Origin of the sequence: Fulvimarina fulva (genome assembly GCF_039652615.1) — a bacterium.
Taxonomy (GTDB): domain Bacteria; phylum Pseudomonadota; class Alphaproteobacteria; order Rhizobiales; family Rhizobiaceae; genus Fulvimarina.
In genome coordinates, this window is the sequence record NZ_JBDJAC010000010.1 from 1 (window position 1) to 15,704 (window position 15,704).

At 61.1% G+C, this 15,704-nt stretch carries 15 protein-coding genes and 1 riboswitch; of the genes, 8 read left to right on the forward strand and 7 right to left on the reverse strand.

The window, feature by feature from the left end:
• Positions 1 to 243: hypothetical protein (locus ABDX79_RS13945; protein WP_346220916.1), on the forward strand; the 243-nt coding region annotated here is incomplete at its 5' end.
• Positions 244 to 507: 264 nt separating this feature from the next.
• On the opposite strand, the gene ABDX79_RS13950 is transcribed toward ABDX79_RS13945, so the two are convergent.
• Positions 508 to 1,131: a ribonuclease D gene (locus tag ABDX79_RS13950; protein ID WP_346220917.1), complete on the reverse strand. Its 624-nt coding sequence runs from the start codon at positions 1,129 to 1,131 to the stop codon at positions 508 to 510.
• A 365-nt stretch (positions 1,132 to 1,496) separates the two neighbouring features.
• On the opposite strand from ABDX79_RS13950, the gene ABDX79_RS13955 reads away from it, so the two are divergent.
• Both ABDX79_RS13955 and ABDX79_RS13960 read left to right on the forward strand, forming a co-directional pair.
• Positions 1,497 to 2,780: a hypothetical protein gene (locus ABDX79_RS13955; RefSeq protein WP_346220918.1), complete on the forward strand. Its 1,284-nt coding sequence runs from the start codon at positions 1,497 to 1,499 to the stop codon at positions 2,778 to 2,780.
• Positions 2,777 to 3,364: a protein-S-isoprenylcysteine O-methyltransferase gene (locus tag ABDX79_RS13960; RefSeq protein WP_346220919.1), complete on the forward strand. Its 588-nt coding sequence runs from the start codon at positions 2,777 to 2,779 to the stop codon at positions 3,362 to 3,364. The genes ABDX79_RS13955 and ABDX79_RS13960 overlap by 4 nt, the downstream gene beginning before the upstream one ends.
• A 128-nt stretch (positions 3,365 to 3,492) precedes the next feature.
• On the opposite strand, the gene ABDX79_RS13965 is transcribed toward ABDX79_RS13960, so the two are convergent.
• Complete coding sequence (locus tag ABDX79_RS13965; RefSeq protein ID WP_346220920.1) at positions 3,493 to 4,962, reverse strand: alkaline phosphatase D family protein; 1,470 nt, start codon at positions 4,960 to 4,962, stop codon at positions 3,493 to 3,495.
• 197 nt (positions 4,963 to 5,159) lie between these two features.
• Positions 5,160 to 5,837: a cell wall hydrolase gene (locus ABDX79_RS13970; protein ID WP_346220921.1), complete on the reverse strand. Its 678-nt coding sequence runs from the start codon at positions 5,835 to 5,837 to the stop codon at positions 5,160 to 5,162.
• 263 nt (positions 5,838 to 6,100) lie between these two features.
• A riboswitch (guanidine-I (ykkC/yxkD leader) is annotated at positions 6,101 to 6,210 on the forward strand.
• Positions 6,211 to 6,309: 99 nt separating this feature from the next.
• On the opposite strand from ABDX79_RS13970, the gene ABDX79_RS13975 reads away from it, so the two are divergent.
• From ABDX79_RS13975 to ABDX79_RS13995, 5 genes are all read left to right on the forward strand, one after another.
• Positions 6,310 to 7,362, forward strand: coding sequence for a putative urea ABC transporter substrate-binding protein (locus ABDX79_RS13975; protein ID WP_346220922.1), 1,053 nt, complete (start codon positions 6,310 to 6,312; stop codon positions 7,360 to 7,362).
• 13 nt (positions 7,363 to 7,375) lie between these two features.
• Positions 7,376 to 8,197, forward strand: a complete 822-nt coding sequence (locus tag ABDX79_RS13980; protein WP_346220923.1) for an ABC transporter permease — start codon at positions 7,376 to 7,378, stop codon at positions 8,195 to 8,197.
• The gene (locus ABDX79_RS13985; RefSeq protein ID WP_346220924.1) at positions 8,194 to 8,982 is read left to right on the forward strand and encodes an ABC transporter ATP-binding protein; all 789 of its coding nucleotides are present in this window, start codon (positions 8,194 to 8,196) and stop codon (positions 8,980 to 8,982) included. Before ABDX79_RS13980 ends, ABDX79_RS13985 begins: the two co-directional genes overlap by 4 nt.
• Complete coding sequence (locus ABDX79_RS13990; RefSeq protein ID WP_346220925.1) at positions 8,983 to 10,203, forward strand: agmatinase family protein; 1,221 nt, start codon at positions 8,983 to 8,985, stop codon at positions 10,201 to 10,203. It begins immediately after the preceding gene.
• Between the two features lie 107 nt (positions 10,204 to 10,310).
• The gene (locus ABDX79_RS13995) at positions 10,311 to 10,790 is read left to right on the forward strand and encodes a hypothetical protein (protein WP_346220926.1); all 480 of its coding nucleotides are present in this window, start codon (positions 10,311 to 10,313) and stop codon (positions 10,788 to 10,790) included.
• Between the two features lie 197 nt (positions 10,791 to 10,987).
• Here the strand turns inward: ABDX79_RS13995 and ABDX79_RS14000 are convergent, their stop codons facing one another.
• The 4 genes from ABDX79_RS14000 to ABDX79_RS14015 form a co-directional block, all read right to left on the reverse strand.
• Positions 10,988 to 11,767, reverse strand: coding sequence for a succinate dehydrogenase iron-sulfur subunit (locus tag ABDX79_RS14000; protein WP_346220927.1), 780 nt, complete (start codon positions 11,765 to 11,767; stop codon positions 10,988 to 10,990).
• An 81-nt stretch (positions 11,768 to 11,848) separates the two neighbouring features.
• Positions 11,849 to 12,814, reverse strand: a complete 966-nt coding sequence (gene egtD, locus ABDX79_RS14005; RefSeq protein WP_346220928.1) for an L-histidine N(alpha)-methyltransferase — start codon at positions 12,812 to 12,814, stop codon at positions 11,849 to 11,851.
• A gap of 5 nt (positions 12,815 to 12,819) precedes the next feature.
• Positions 12,820 to 14,100 carry an ergothioneine biosynthesis protein EgtB gene (gene egtB, locus ABDX79_RS14010; RefSeq protein ID WP_346220929.1) on the reverse strand — a complete coding sequence of 427 codons (1,281 nt, stop codon included), beginning with the start codon at positions 14,098 to 14,100 and terminating at the stop codon, positions 12,820 to 12,822.
• Positions 14,101 to 14,416: 316 nt separating this feature from the next.
• Positions 14,417 to 15,562, reverse strand: a complete 1,146-nt coding sequence (locus ABDX79_RS14015) for an App1 family protein (protein ID WP_346220930.1) — start codon at positions 15,560 to 15,562, stop codon at positions 14,417 to 14,419.
• Between the last annotated feature and the right edge of the window lie 142 nt (positions 15,563 to 15,704).

A 15,704-nucleotide genomic window follows, 5' to 3' on the forward strand; every position in this document is an offset into this window, starting at 1 on the left:
GGCAAAGGTACCGTCCAGAAAGCCAGGAACCGCAAAAACGCCGCCCACGTCTCTCTTTCTTCTCAATATCACATAACCAACTTGTCAAAGAACACGCAGTCACAAAAACCGCGCCGGACAAAAAGAGACCGCCCTGCCCATGCAGGCTTGATGCGATACACTATGACCGAAAACCGATCGACCGAAGGCGCAAATACGAGCCGGACGCTTCATTTAAGAAGTGACCAGACCGTTATGGGCTAAAACGAAATCAAAACCGCTTGGCTTTTCTTTCCCTCAACCCCTCGGCGCCTCCGCCGTCGTTGATGTGCTGCTTATAGCCATCCCCTGATTGATCCGTCAACAGCGAATTTCGCTTCGATGCAGATTTTTTCAAAAAATCTGACGAGGCCTCCCTGCAAGGCCCATTGAGCCGGCATTGCGGTGTTTCAGCAGCGCGGCGGATCTGAGTGTCCGCCGCGTCTTAAGCGAACGCGGTTCTTCGACCGCGGATGACGTCAGGGATCGTCAGGCGCGTGAGGAATGAGAGAAGATATCCTCCTCAGCCCAGCCCTTGAGATCCAGCTCGACTCGCGCCGGCAGGAAGCGGAAGCATTCACGCGCAAGGTCCATCCGGTCTTCCCGCTCCAGCCGCTTATAGAGCGCACCCATGATGTCATGGAGGTAGAGAACGTCGGACGCGGCGTAGTCGAGCTGGGCCGGACTGAGTGTTTCGGCCGCCCAATCGGATGATTGCTGCTGCTTGGAGAGATCGACGCCGACGAGTTCGCGGGCGAGGTCCTTCAGACCATGACGATCGGTATAGGTGCGTGTCAGCCGTGAGGCGATCTTGGTGCAGAAAATCCCGTCGGTCATCGTGCCGAAGGCGTGGTAGAGCGCCGCCACATCGAAACGGGCATAGTGAAAGATCTTCGTTCTGGACACATCGGCCAGAAGCGCGGCGATGTTCGGCGCTTCGCGCTGCCCTTTTGCGATCTGCACCACATCGGCCGTCCCGTCTCCCGGCGACAACTGAACAACGCAGAGCCTGTCGCGCATCGTGTTGAGGCCGAGAGTTTCCGTATCGATCGCGACGGGACCGGAATAACGGTCGAGATTAGGAAGGTCGCCCTTGTGAACGCGGATGGTCATGGAGTTGTCTTTCATCATGGGTCTTGCGGAGATTTTCACTCCATAAACCAACCGACACGAATGGAAACCCATAGCGTCGATCCCCAGGGATCCGGCGTGCGTGGCATCAGCCCTTCAGGACGACAGAAATCTGATGCCAAATCCCTACGGATGCCTAGCAATAGCGGATTTGAGATGCGCGCACGCAAGGCGCGGGCTTTGATACAGCTTGCGGCTGGCTCACCGGTACACCCATCGGATACGGTCGAGGCCGGCCAGAAAACCGGCGATAATTCACCCAGGCAACGGATGATTTCTAAGGTTTCGTATTGTATGCGAGTTTACCGCAGCGTTTGACGCGGCGACCTGAGCAAGTGACGAGACCCATGGCAGACCCCGAAACCAGCAAAGACGCATCGATCGCACATCGACTCGTTTTCGTCTTTCCAGGTTTCGAGCCGCTTGCGCCCGACGCACAGATCGCGCGCTTTCGCCGGGCAGCCGAGCGGTCCGCGGCGGTGTTCGAAGCGGACATCGCCTTTGACGGACATTCGCAGGGGAGCGACGAAAACGGGACGTTGCCCGCATCAGCAACCCGGGAACTCACTGCGCGACTAACACCTCAAGGACGCGATCACGGCGTTCAGACCAATCTCGTCTTTTGCGTCTGGGACGATCTGATCGAGGAGTATCGCAGAGCCGCCCTCCCCTTGAGGATCGGCCGGGGTTTTGCCGCGCTCGCCACATTCCTGATCAATGGCACGTTTCTTCGCTACTGCCGGACCTCTTGGCGATACGGGCTGTTCTTTCTCTTTCCCATCATCCTGACGGTCGCAAGCCTTGCGATCGGCGTTGGCATCGCCCTGACCCTCGGGCTTCTGTTCACCGGGCCGACGACCTGGCTCGTCGCAATCCTGATCGGCACCATCCTCTCTGCGGCGATACTTTATTTCGTCAACCGCCGCTGGTTTCTGATAACGGCGCTCGACGACTGGGCGCTCGCCCGCCATCTCTGCGAGGGCACAAACCCGAAGATTGAACGACGGATCGACGCGTTCGCGAAGAGCATTGCCGAACGAGCCTCTTCGCATAAGCCGGATGAGATCGTCGTCGCAGCCCATTCCCTTGGTGCAAGCTTTGCCGTCCCAGCCCTTTCGAGAGCCTTCGCAGATGGTTTCGCACCAAAGGCGCCACTTCACATCCTGACGGTCGGGTCCAGCCTCATGAAGACGGCGCTTCATCCGCGAGCAACCGAACAACGGGAAGCGGTCCGCCGCCTGACGGTCGATCACGGCATCCCCTGGACGGACTGCCAGGCGCTGACCGATCCGATCAACTTCTACAAGTCCAACCCTGCCGGATCGCTCGGCATTGCTGCGGACCCGATGCCGCTCGTCGTCAAACTTCGATTGAGGCATATGGTGGCGCCCGCCACCTATCGGCGGATCAAGCGCGATTTCTTCAGGCTTCATCGGCAATTCGTCCTCGCGGTGGAACGCCGCTGCCCCTATTCCTTTCACATGCTGATCCTCGGGCCGGCATCGATGGACGATTTTCGCCGCCACCGCACGATCGACCGGGCACCGCTCGTGCCGCAGGACGACAAGCGCGTCGGGGACACGGTGATTGTCAAGCGGGACGCCGAGACAGTTGAGGAGGCCGCGCGATGACCGTCGAGCTCGCCGGAATGATTGCCTGGGTCCTGATGGTGGTCGGATGGTATGTCATCCGCTACCCGTTCGAACGTCGGGCCAAACGCGCCAAGGTCATGGCGACGCGGCGCGGCGGCGCCGAGACCCTTCGCATGCTGGTCTCCTTCAGCGGTCTTGGGCTTATACCCGGCATTTTCGTCGCCACCGGCTTTCCCGAATTTGCCGATTACAACCTCTCGGTCATCCAGCTCCTGGCCGGAATCCTCGTTGGCATCCTCGCCCTCACCCTTTTCCGCCTCACACACAAAGCGCTCGGCAAAATGTGGTCGGTCTCGCTCGATCTCCGGGAAAAGCACAAGCTGGTCACGACCGGCATCTACAAGACCGTGCGCCACCCGATGTATTCGGCATTCTGGGCGATGGCACTGGCCCAGGCGCTTCTTCTGCCGAACTGGGTCGCAGGCCTGGCGGGCCTCGTCGGATTCGGGACCCTTTTCTTTCTGAGGGTCGGCCCCGAGGAGGACATGATGGAAACCGCTTTCGGAGACGAATACCGGGCCTATCGCAAGCGGACCGCCCGCATCATTCCCGGCATCTACTGAGAAAAAACACGGATGCCGTTGACACATGAATTGAGCCCCAGGGCCAATTCTCGTCCGGCGCACGGCTCGAGCGCCGCTCGGCCTGCCGACGGACCTTCGAAAGCGGTGCCTTCAAAAGCCTGTCGGTCTTACTGAAGATCGAGCGACGCCGTCTTTCCTTGATCCTCGAGATCCCAGAAGGCCGACCAATCGCGCCCGCCCCGTTCGAGAACCATGTAGTTGCGCTCCTCCACATAGATCGTGCGGGCCGACGGCATGCGATGCATCTTGATCTTGCGCCGGGGAAGCGGGCTTTCACCAAGGCGCGCCAGCATCGTCAGCACCAGCGCATAGGCTTTCGGCGGCGCTCCGTGGGAAATGCCGGACGAGACGAGCTGGTGAATCAGGGATTTGTCCTTCAGCCGCATCTCGCCGCGCGTTGCGAGGTGAATCTCACCCGAAATAATCGTCACGCGGTTCGTCGTCCCTTCCTGAGCTTCGGCGATGATTTTCAGGAAGCGCTTCCATTCCTTGCGATGGCTGCGGCTCTGCCACTGATCCCGGAGATCGTCCTCGTATTCGCGGGCCGGAGGCACGTAGTCGGAGACGAATTCCAGCCAGGAGAGGCGCGGCCCCATCACTGGCACACTCGACATGATGAGAATGCGCGTATTCGGCGGCGTGCTCGCCATCGCAGCCTCGAAACCGCGCCACCCCTTCGGCCCCATGACACGCTCGCGGCGCCGTTCGCTTCGAAGATCTGGAACGATCAGTCTGAGACCTGGATAATCCACGGTGAAACTGAGGCTCTCGCGCGTTTCGTCATGGAAGCAGGACGGCAGCGCATTGTCGCCGACGCCTTGCTGGAAAAGCAGGAACATCTCGCGTGCTGCCTCGAACAGACATCGTCCGATCGGGCTGTCGAGAACCTCGTCGGCATGGCTGCCCCAACCATCGATGATGTCATGGTCGTCCCACATCATGAGCGCCGGCACTTCCGCGGACATCAGGGCCATGGACGGACGCGTATAGGTGATCGCGTAACGGTTGAAATAGAAGAAGCGAATCGCCTCCCGCGCTTCCTCGGTCAGCGCCATCGAGGCGCAATCCTCATCGGAGGCTTCGTCCCAGGCGATCACGTCGGGATGACACTGGAGAACGTCGTCGGCATAAAGCTGATCGCCGCCCTCGCACATCAGTGCGAACGGCGATTGACGATGCTCCGCAACGAGGCGGTCCCACATGACCTCGCGCTCTTCGAGCGGTCGCTCGAGATCCCCATCCTCCTGGCCGTTGCAAGAGACATAGGCAATCCGCAGATCGTCGGTCCCGCAGGGCGCGATCTGACGGGCCTCCCCAGCAAGGGAGTAAGTCATGGGCTCGTTCGTGGGGGCGTCGAAGCTGTAGCGCCAGACCTTCGAGTTGAACAATGTCGCGAGAAGCTCGGCGTCCACTGCGCCACCATCGGATATCTGAAACTCCGGCACGGGCTCGTTGGCCGGGCGCACGAGGATCGCGACAATGCGATGACGACCATCCTCGACACCACGGGAAATCAGAATGGGACCGACCGAAAGTCCGGCTGAGCGAATACCGTCGCCGTTCGAGGTCTCAGCCATAAGTCGATCCTTGCCTGAAAAGCCACGATGATGATGGGCGTAGCTCGATGTCCCGGCAGATGATCTAAGAACGCGGCGTCGCTTCGCAACGCGTCATTCGTGTCGCAGGTTTCAAATCCGGCTCAGATCACGACGGTGTTAGAGCCATTCGCCGGCTCAAGCCCTCAGATCGATCCCGCTCGAATACGCCGACGCCGTTATTGCGCACCACCGGACAAAGAACCGAACAGCGTCATGAACGGATTGCTGTCGGCCTTGGACTTTGTCTCGCCAAGGGCGATCGCGCTCACCTCGTCGTTCTGCGTGTCGCGACCTTGCGAGAGGGCGGCAAAGTCAAAACTCTGCTTGCCGGCCTTCACCTCGGCCTGGGTTGCGAGCGGAACCTGGCTGCGCAGCTTCCGGCCGATCTTCTCGTAAAAGGAGTTGCCGCCGGCAATCGCCACATAATGCATGTTCGGATAGCTGAAATTGTAGCCTGCCGTATGGAAGAAGCGCGCCGTGCGGACGGCTTCGTGGCGCTCGCCGCGCAGGACCTTCGCAGCCGTGTTCATGGCGAGTTCCCGGCCCGCATTCATCTCGCGGGTCATCACGCCCGGCGCGAATTGACCTCGCTGTGCGACGACACCGCAGACATCGTTCGGGAAGGATTCGCTTTCCACCCGGTTCATGACGACCGTGCCGACGGCCAGCATGCCCTCCTCGCTGGAGCGGTTCGATTCGAAATACATCGCGCGGGCAAGGCAGGTCTGTTCCTCGACATCGACCGAGGAGAGAACGTCCTCGACGGGCGATCTCGAATTCATGCAGCCGGCGAGCGGCACGAAGAGAGCGGCAATCACGCCGAGGCGAAGAAGGGAGTGGTGCGTCGTGTTCATGAGAACAGTCGTGGCCTGAAGAATCGGGCCAGAAATCGGCAGAGGTCGGGACACCCCTTCGAACCAAAGGCCACTGTTGCATTGACGCATCGGTAGGATTGCCGTCCCGGAGGGATTTATTCCGAGACGGGCAATCCGCGTATGTGCTCAATCAATAAGCAGCCCACTGCCCACGAACGGCGCAGATCTCCGCGAAACCTGTTCGATCGGGGCCATCGGGCCCAGACTGCCGGGAATGGCACGGCACTTGTATGTGTTCACTTGTGCGGTGCGTCTAGGGTTCCGGCATTCCATCAAGAGGATGCGACTGGTCCGAGAGACGCACTCCCCGCGATCAGGCGGGGAGACACGGCGGGCCAAAATCCCGGGAGAACGCCGCACGGTTCCGCGCAAGCGGGCCGTCTCCCGGTCCTCTTCGCGCGAAAACTTCATCGGCCCCGACGGCCAACCGCGACGAAAAGGATGACGCCTCATGAAGAGCCTCGCAACCGCCCTCGCTTTCAGCGCCGCGACCTTCCTCACGCCTTCGGGCGCGCTCGCTCAGGAGAGAACCGACTTTTCCGTCTGCTGGTCGATCTATGCCGGCTGGATGCCGTGGGGCTACATGCAGGACGCAGGCATCCTGAAGAAGTGGGCCGACAAGTACGACATCAGCATCGAAGCCGTTCAGATCAACGATTATGTCGAGTCGATCAATCAATATACCGCCGGCCAGTATGACGGGTGCTCCATGACGAATATGGACGCCCTGTCGATCCCGGCCGGTGGCGGCATCGACACGACGGCGCTTATCGTCGGCGACTATTCGAACGGCAATGACGGCATCGTCCTCAAGGGCGATGGCGACCTCGCTTCGATCAAGGGCCAGAACGTCAATCTGGTCGAACTTTCCGTCTCCCATTATCTTCTCGCCCGTGCCCTCGACAGTGTCGATCTGTCCGAGCGGGACATCACGGTCGTCAACACGTCGGATGCGGATCTGGTCGCCGCATTCTCGACACCGGACGTCACCGCCGCCGTCACGTGGAATCCGCTCCTGTCGGAAATCCTGTCGATGCCGAACACGACGGAAGTCTTCGACTCCTCCAAGATCCCGGGCGAGATCATCGACCTCATGGTCGTCAACACCGAGACGCTCAAGGACAATCCCGATTTCGGCAAGGCTCTGGTCGGCGCCTGGTATGAGACGATCGGACTGATGGAAGCAGGCGACGAGGAAGCGCTGTCGGCGATGGCTCAGGCCTCCGGCACGGATCTCGAAGGCTACAAGGCGCAGCTGGAAAAGACCGCCATGTTCTACAAGCCGGCCGCCGCGGTCGAGTTTACCCAGTCGAAGGGTCTGCCCGAAACCATGACGTTCGTTGCGAACTTCCTGTTCGATCACGGGATCCTCGGCAGCGGCGCGCCGAGTGCCGATTTCATCGGCATCTCCTATCCGGGCGGCAAGACGACGGGCGACACGAACAACATCCAGCTGCGCTTCGACGCGTCTTACATGCAGATGGCCGCCGACGGCGATCTATGAGCCGATTCCCGCCATGCGGCTGATCAACCGGAAACCCGGCCGTCCGGCGCGTCTTGCGCTGGGCGCCCTGCCCTTCGTGACAGCGATCGTGGCTTATGCGATCGGCAGCGCGATCCGCCGCGCCGACAATCCATCCGACAAGCTGCTGCCGTCGTTCGAGGCGATCGCGAACGCGATCAACACCATGGCGTTCGTCCCCGACAGGCGAACCGGAGACTATCTCCTCTGGGTCGATACCTGGGCGAGCCTCGAGCGTCTCTTCATCGGCATGGCGATCGCCGCCGCCATCGCTCTCGTCATCGGTGCCTTGATCGGCATCCTGCCAATCGGCCGGGCGCTGTTATCGCCCTTCGTTTCGGCCTTTTCGCTGATTCCGCCGATCACCGTCCTTCCGATCCTCTTCATCGTGCTTGGGCTTGGGGAAGCCGCCAAGATCGGCCTCGTCGCGATCGGCACCGCACCCTTGATGATCCGCGCACTCGGTCAGGCGATCCTCGACATTCCGCGCGAGCAGATCGTGAAAGCCGAGACCCTCGGCGCATCGACCTGGCAGATGACCGTTCGCGTGATCCTGCCGCAGCTCTGGCCGCACCTCATCCGCGCCATTCGCCTCGGCCTCGTGCCCGCCTGGATCTTCCTGATTTCAGCCGAAGCCATCGCCTCCACCGAGGGACTTGGCTACCGGATCTTCCTCGTGCGCCGCTATCTCGCGATGGATATCATCATCCCTTACGTGATCTGGATCACGATCCTCGCCTACGCGATCGACCGCGCGCTCGCGATCTTCTCCAGCCGGGCGTTCCGCTGGGCGCATCTGACGGGAGACAGCCTATGAGTTTCGTCAATGCGCGTCAGATCGCAGTCTCCTACGGTGATGCGCAGATCCTCGAACAGGTCTCTCTCTCCGTGACGAAGGGCGCGTTCGTTACCATCGTCGGTGCGTCCGGCTGCGGCAAGTCGACCTTTCTGCGCATCCTCCTAGGTCAGGAGAAGCCCTCTTCCGGCCACGTGGAAATCGATGGCCACGAAATGGCAGCGGAGCCGGACCCGGAACGCGGCGTCGTCTTCCAGAAATATTCGGTTTTTCCCCATCTGACCGTTCTCCAAAACCTGATGCTGGCTTTCGATCTGGAAGGCTCAGCGCTTCTTGGCCGTGTTTTTGGTGCCAAACGGCGCGAGGCGCGCGACAAAGCCCTCAATATGATAAAGACGATCGGGCTCGACCATGCTGCGAAACGCTATCCCGCCCAGCTTTCCGGCGGCATGCAGCAGCGGCTTGCCATCGGCCAGGCGTTGCTCAAGCGCCCGAAGATCATGCTCCTCGACGAGCCCTTCGGCGCGCTCGATCCCGGCACCCGCAAGGATATGCAGGCGCTTCTCCTCGATCTCTGGCGCGAGACCGGCATGACCGTCTTCATGATCACCCACGATATCAAGGAGGCCTTCGAACTCGGAACGCGGCTTCTCGTCTTCGACAAGATACGCCACGATCCGCAATTCCCGAATGCTTATGGCGCAACCATCACCTATGATCTACCGCTCGACCACGGCAGCCGGCGAGAGGCCGCCCGAGCCGAGGCGGAAGCCGTTCTCAAGAAATCGCAAACGGAACAAAGCTAAATGACCATCGACACCCGTTTCGACCGCCCTCTCCGATCGAGCCGCAAGGCCGGAAACCGCTCGACGGCCGAGCGCCAGCGGCTGCACCACCCGAATTTCGACGCCAAGGAAACGCGCGGCTGGAAAGCGCTTGAGGCCGAGGACAAGCTCTCCGCCGACGGCTGGAAGCGCGAGCAGAAATGGGCGCTCGACATGGGGCTGCCCGGCGCCGATTCCATCACCGACAAGTCGATCCCGACATTCGCGCGCGGCGAGCTTCCGCATTTTGCCGGTATCAACACCTTCCTGAAGGCCCCTTACGTCGAGAATGTGCGGGACGTCGGCAAATATGATGCCGCCGTTCTCGGCATTCCCTTCGATTCCGGCACGACCTACCGGCCCGGCACGCGCTTTGGCCCCCAGGGTATTCGCCGCATCTCGGCGCTCTATACCACCTACAATTACGAACTCGGTGTCGATCTGCGAGAGCAGATGACCCTCTGCGACGCCGGCGACGTCTTCACCATTCCCGGCAATCTGGAAAAGAGCTTCGACCAGATCTCGCGCGGCGTATCCCACGTCTTCTCGTCCGGCGCCCTGCCGATCATGCTCGGCGGCGATCATTCGATCGGCTTTCCATGCGTGCGTGGCATCGCCGAATGCACCTCGAAGCGCATCGGCATCATCCATTTCGACCGGCACATCGACATCCAGGAAAAGGATCTCGACGAGCGCATGCACACGACGCCCTGGTACTGGGCAACCAACCTGCCGAACGTGCCGGCGGTCAATCTGGTCCAACTCGGGATCGGCGGCTGGCAGGTACCGCGCCCCGGCGCGAAGGAAGCCTATCGTCGCCAGACCAATGTCCTCACCATCGAGGACATCGAGCATTACGGCCTCGAAAAGACCGCCGAGATCGCGCTGGAACTCGCCTGGAAGGATGCCGACGCCGTCTATGTCTCCTTCGACGTCGACTCGCTCGATTGCGGCTTCGTGCCAGGAACGGGCTGGCCGGAGCCCGGCGGCTTCCTGCCCCGCGAGGCGCTGAAGATCCTCGGTCTCGTCTCGGCGCCCGGCATCTGCGGCCTCGAAGTCGTCGAGGTTTCGCCGCCCTATGACACGTCCGATATCACTGCGCTGATGGGTGTGCGCGTCGCGGTCGAAGCGCTCGGCTCCATGTGCGCCCATGGCACGATGGGCAAGCACAAGGCGATCATCGACAAGCCGGTGACCTTTTAAGACCGCCAGACGGAAGCCAATGACCGACCGCATCGCGCCGATAAGGTCGGCACTGCTGGCCAGTGCTGAGCTTGCGCGAGCGACTTTCAATCGGAACAGAGACGATCATGCACCGCGAACACGACCACGTTCATCACGATCATTTCCACCCCTACGACATGCCGAGGGGCGGAGCGGGCCACAACCAGATGGACGCGGCCCAGTGGCAGACGCCGCACCTGCCCCACGGCACGGCGAGCGGACATGACCATCCGCACCAGCACGAGACCGATCTCGATCTCGTCGAGAAAGCCTTCGTGGAGGGGTTTCAGGCGGCGACCGATCCGACGAGCTTCCTGCGCCTTGCCGGCATTCCGTTCAAGGCGCGGCTGACGGACGGAACAGAGCTGAAGCTCCTGCGCGTCTCGCAGGAGCGCCGCGTCGATATGGGGTCACTCACCCCGCATCTCGGAGGGCAGACCTTTCGCTACGATCCCCTGCCCGGCGCCATGGTGTCCAAACGGGATAGCCTCGCTTTCGTCTATTTCGACGGCGCCTCGGCGCGCGAATTATCTTTTGAGGAAGCCCGCGCCCTGAAGGCGGATTGAGGGCCTGCTCGGGTGTAGAGCAGCCCCTCCCCTTCCGACCATTGGAGGACACAAGGAGCCCCCTCCCCGGCTTGGGCCTTAGAACGAAAAGACCCCCGGCACGCCAAGTGCCGAGGGTCCTTGTATTTAACGACGATGATCCAGAGCCCCAAACGCTTCAATCGAAGCGCTGAACCAAGGTCTTGGGATTGGCTGCGTCAAACACGCCGTTCGACCATCATCTTCTTGATTTCCGCGATCGCCTTGGCCGGGTTGAGACCTTTCGGGCAGGCCTGCGTGCAGTTCATGATCGTGTGGCAGCGATAGAGCTTGAACGGATCTTCGAGGGCATCGAGACGCTCACCCTTGGCCTCGTCGCGGCTGTCGATCAACCAGCGATAGGCCTGAAGCAGCACGGCAGGGCCGAGATAGCGTTCGCCGTTCCACCAGTAGGACGGGCACGAGGTCTGGCAGCAGAAGCACAGGATGCACTCATAGAGACCGTCGAGCTTCTCGCGGTCCTCGTGGCTCTGCTTCCACTCCTTCTGCGGCTCCGGGCTCTCGGTCTTCAGCCAGGGCTCGATCGAACGAAGCTGGGCGTAAGGCACGGTCAGGTCGGGAATCAGGTCCTTCACCACCGGCATATGAGGCAGCGGATAGACGGCGACGGTCCCGTCGATTTCGTCCATGCCCTTCGTGCAGGCGAGCGTGTTCGCGCCATCGATGTTCATCGCGCAGGACCCGCAGATGCCTTCACGGCACGAGCGGCGGAGCGTCAGGGTCGAATCGACCTTGTTCTTGATCCACAGCAGCGCGTCGAGAACCATCGGACCGCAATCGTCCAGATCGACGTAATAGGTATCGAGACGCGGGTTCTCATCGTCATCCGGCGACCAGCGATAGATCCGAAACTCGCGAATATTGTTCGCGCCCTTGGGCCGATCCCAGGTCTTGCCCTCGTTGATCGTCGAGTTTTTCGGAAGAGCGAGTTCGACCATGGTCGTTCAGTCCCGTCTTGATTGGTATTGGGCGCAACATAACGAGTGCGCCGCAAAACGGAAGAGGCGAATGGGCGCGGCCTATGCGCCCGTGCCATCTCTTGCCGTCAAGGCCACCACCGCAAAGAGCGACCGCTCGTCGCTCCAGACCCGGTCGACCGACCAGCCGGCCGAATGCGCGAGCCCGGAAAATCCGTCGAGATCGTATTTGCGCGAACTCTCGGTGTGGATCGTCTCGCCGCCTTCGAATGTAAAGGTCTGGTCGCCCACCGAAGCACGGACCGGGTTCACGCAGACGAGATGCATCTCTACTGCCGACGCCTTGGGATTCCAGCGGGCCGCGTGTTCGAAGCTCTGGATATCGAACGAACCGCTCAGCTCCCGGTTGATCCGCTTCAAGATGTTGAGATTGAAGGCCGCCGTCACGCCGGCCTTGTCGTCATAAGCTGCAAGCAGCGTCTCGATATCCTTCTTGAGATCGATACCGATCACGAACCGCCCGCCTGCTCCCACATGGCCGCGAACACGGCTGAGCAGCGCCCGCGCCTCGTCCTGCGCGAGATTTCCGAGTGTCGATCCCGGAAAGAAGGCGCCACGATTGTCTCTCGGCAGATCGTCCGGAAGATCGAAGTCGGCCGTGAAGTCGGCCGTGACAGGACGAATCGCAAGGCCGCGAAAAAGAGCGCGAAGACGGTCGGCGGAACTTTCCAGAAAGTCCCCCGCAATATCCACCGGCACATAGCACTCAGGCGCTTCTAGCGCCGAGAGGACGATCTCCGTCTTCACGCCCGCCCCGGCACCATATTCGATCAACACCGCCTTCCTGCCGAAAACAGCGCCGATCTCGGCCGCGTTGTCGGTCAGGATCTGCGTCTCGGTGCGTGTCGGATAGTATTCGTCGACGGCAGTGATCGCCTCGAACAGCTCCGAACCTTCGTCGTCGTAGAGCCAGCGGCTCGGCAACGTCTTCTGCTTCCTGGAAAGGCCTTCCAGCACATCGGCGAGAAAGGCCTGGCGCTGCTCGATATCGATTGCCACGACATCCATGGCGATCAACCGTCCTCAGCGAGGCGCAGGCCTGAGAACTGCCAGCGGGCATCGGGCGGGAAGAAATTGCGATAGGTGGCCCGGATGTGACCGGGCGGCGTCACGCAGGAGCCGCCACGAAGCACGAACTGGCCGCACATGAACTTGCCATTGTATTCGCCGACCGCGCCTTCCACCGGCTTGAAGCCCGGATAGGCGGAGAAGGCGCTGCGCGTCCATTCCCAGCAATCCCCGAACATCTGCTTCAGGCCGGGCGATTCCGAAGACGCAGGCTTTGGACGCAGGCGCCCCGAATCGGCGAAGTTGCCATCCATCGACATGCCCTTTGCGGCATTCTCCCACTCGGCCTCGCTGGGCAGGCGCTTGCCAGTCCAGGCCGCGAAGGCGTCGGCCTCGAAATAGCTGAGATGGGTGACGGGCGCGGACCGATCCACCGGCTGGAAGCCTCTGAGCGTCATCGACCAGTATTCGCCGTCGCGCTTCTCCCAATAGAACGGCATGTCCCAGCCGTTCTCCAGAATGTCCGCCCAACCGGACGAGAGCCAGAGGAGCGGATTGCGATAGCCGCCATCCTCGATGAAATCGATGAATTCCCCATTGGTGACGAGACGATCTGCGAGTTTGTAGGGCTCCAGCAGTGAGCGATGACGCGGCCCCTCGCAATCGAAGGCGAAGCCCTCCCCGTCATGGCCGATCTCGACGATGCCGCCGTCGAACGCCTTGTAGGAGACCGGTGAAACCGCCTGTCCCTCGACGGCGAGCGGCTGCGGGTCCTTGAACGCGGGCTTCAGTGGGCTCTGTGAGAAAAGATGGAGGATGTCGGTGAGAAGCAGTTCCTGATGCTGCTGCTCGTGATGGCAGCCGAGCTCCACCAGCTCGGCGACCTCGTCGCTCGGCCCCTCGTTCAGAAGCCGCGCCATCGCTTCATCCACATGGTCGCGATAAGCCATCACCTCGTCAAGCGCAGGCCGTGTGACCATACCGCGTTTCGGGCGCGGCTGCCGCTCTCCGACGCTTTCGTAATAGGAATTGAAGAGGAAGTTGTAGCGTTCGTCGAACGGCTTGTAGCCCTTGTCCTGCGCCTTGAGGATCATCGTCTCGAAGAACCAGGTCGTATGGGCGAGGTGCCACTTGGCCGGACTGGCATCCGGCATGGACTGAACGGTCGCATCGGCATCGGAAAGGTTCGCGCCGAGCCCGTTGCTCGCCTGTCGAACGCTCTCGTAGCGCTCCGTCAGTTCGGCGGATGTCGCCCGGCGGGCAAGATTGTCGGAAAGTGCGGCCATGGGGACCTCCTCGCTTTCGCGTGTCAATGGACCCGGTCCATCGCTCAGGCGCGCCAATACGCCGATGAACCTTCAAAGGGTGCGACGGTAGCTAATCACGGATCGCGACAGTGCAATGAACGCAAAGCATGTGCGGCTGACGATGTTCAACGAGTGCGGAGGCTTGCCCCGCGATCACACGCGGGAAACGGGCCTGCCCCAACGCTGAAAGATCCCTGCATTCCAGGGCTTCGCGTTGAAAAACGGTGCACGGCCAGCCTCGTTCTCCGTGCGCCATTACATCGCGGGCGCAACACGCCAAAGCTCCGTCTGTCCGTTACCCGACAGTCTTTTCCGTTTCACGTTCGCGCTCGGCAATCCGGTTCTTTATATCCCGAACATCGTCCTCGGTGATGAAACCGGCCTCCTCGGCCTGCCTTGCCGCATCTTCGAGCGTCGGCGCGAGCGTCACAGGAATTCCCATCTCCCGCAAGTCGTCGATGCCATTGGTGATGTGGTCCTTCAAGATGCCCTTCGTCACATCACGGATATGAACCTGGCATACGCGTCCCGGATGTTCTCGTGCGACATCGGCATAGATTCGCCCGTCGTCCTGACCTGAATCGCCGATCAGCAGGAAGTTGAGGTGCGGATAGGCCCGAAAGATCCGCTCGATCATTTCGGTCTTGTGGTTGTCATGCCCGCCGGTCAGCCATTTCGAGGCATCGAGGCCGAAATCCTTCAGGAAAAACGGCCCGCGGGGAATTTTGTGGATGACGAGGAACCGGTCGAACAGATCGAACAGGTTCCACGGACTGGACGATACGAAGAAGACCGGGTTCGTCTCCGGCCCGGCCGCCCCTTTCGCAAGCGCCCGATAGAAATGCGAGACGCCGGGAAAGGCCGTCCGCGTTTCGGCCGAATTGGCAACGACCGTTCGCCAGTGCTTGATGAAGTTGAACGCTCCGGTCTTCACGATCGTATCGTCGATATCCGAAATCACGCCGTATTCGGCCTTGTCGGACACGGAGCGAACGGGAAGCTCGGCCCCGATATCCTTGCGCGCCGACTCGTAGCCGCGCACCTCGCCAAGCTCGATGCGAACATGATCCCATGGCTGCGAGAGCGTGTTCGGATCGAGCCTGACATTGATGTCGAAATAGCCTTCGTCGTCCGTGCGTGTCTCGCCGCTCTGGTCGCCGATGCTCCAGAAGATCTGGGCGCCGAAAATCTCGTCGGTCTCGTAGCGCTTGAAGGTCAGCTTGAGATTTTCGATCAGCGACGTGGTCGGCGGCGCGCTGATCGCGCCATTGTCCTCGATCACCCGTCCGCGCATCCAGACGCCTTCGGCGCCGGCCATCCCGACGAAGGGCAAAAGGATGGGCGTACCAAGCTTGCCGAGCCGACGTTTCGTCTCGAACCTGAGCTTGTCCCACCGCTTTTCGGCCCAGTGGACGCCTTTTCGAATCGTTCTTGCTGCCATTCTTGGCGACATAGGCCAGCAAAGCGCGAAACACAGGCGGTTGCGGTCGCGGCCATCTTCATGATTGTTTCGTCGCAAGAATCATGTCGTGAAGAAGCCAGTGCGGCGATGACTTGAGCGCGACGCGGCGCTGTCTCGCGCT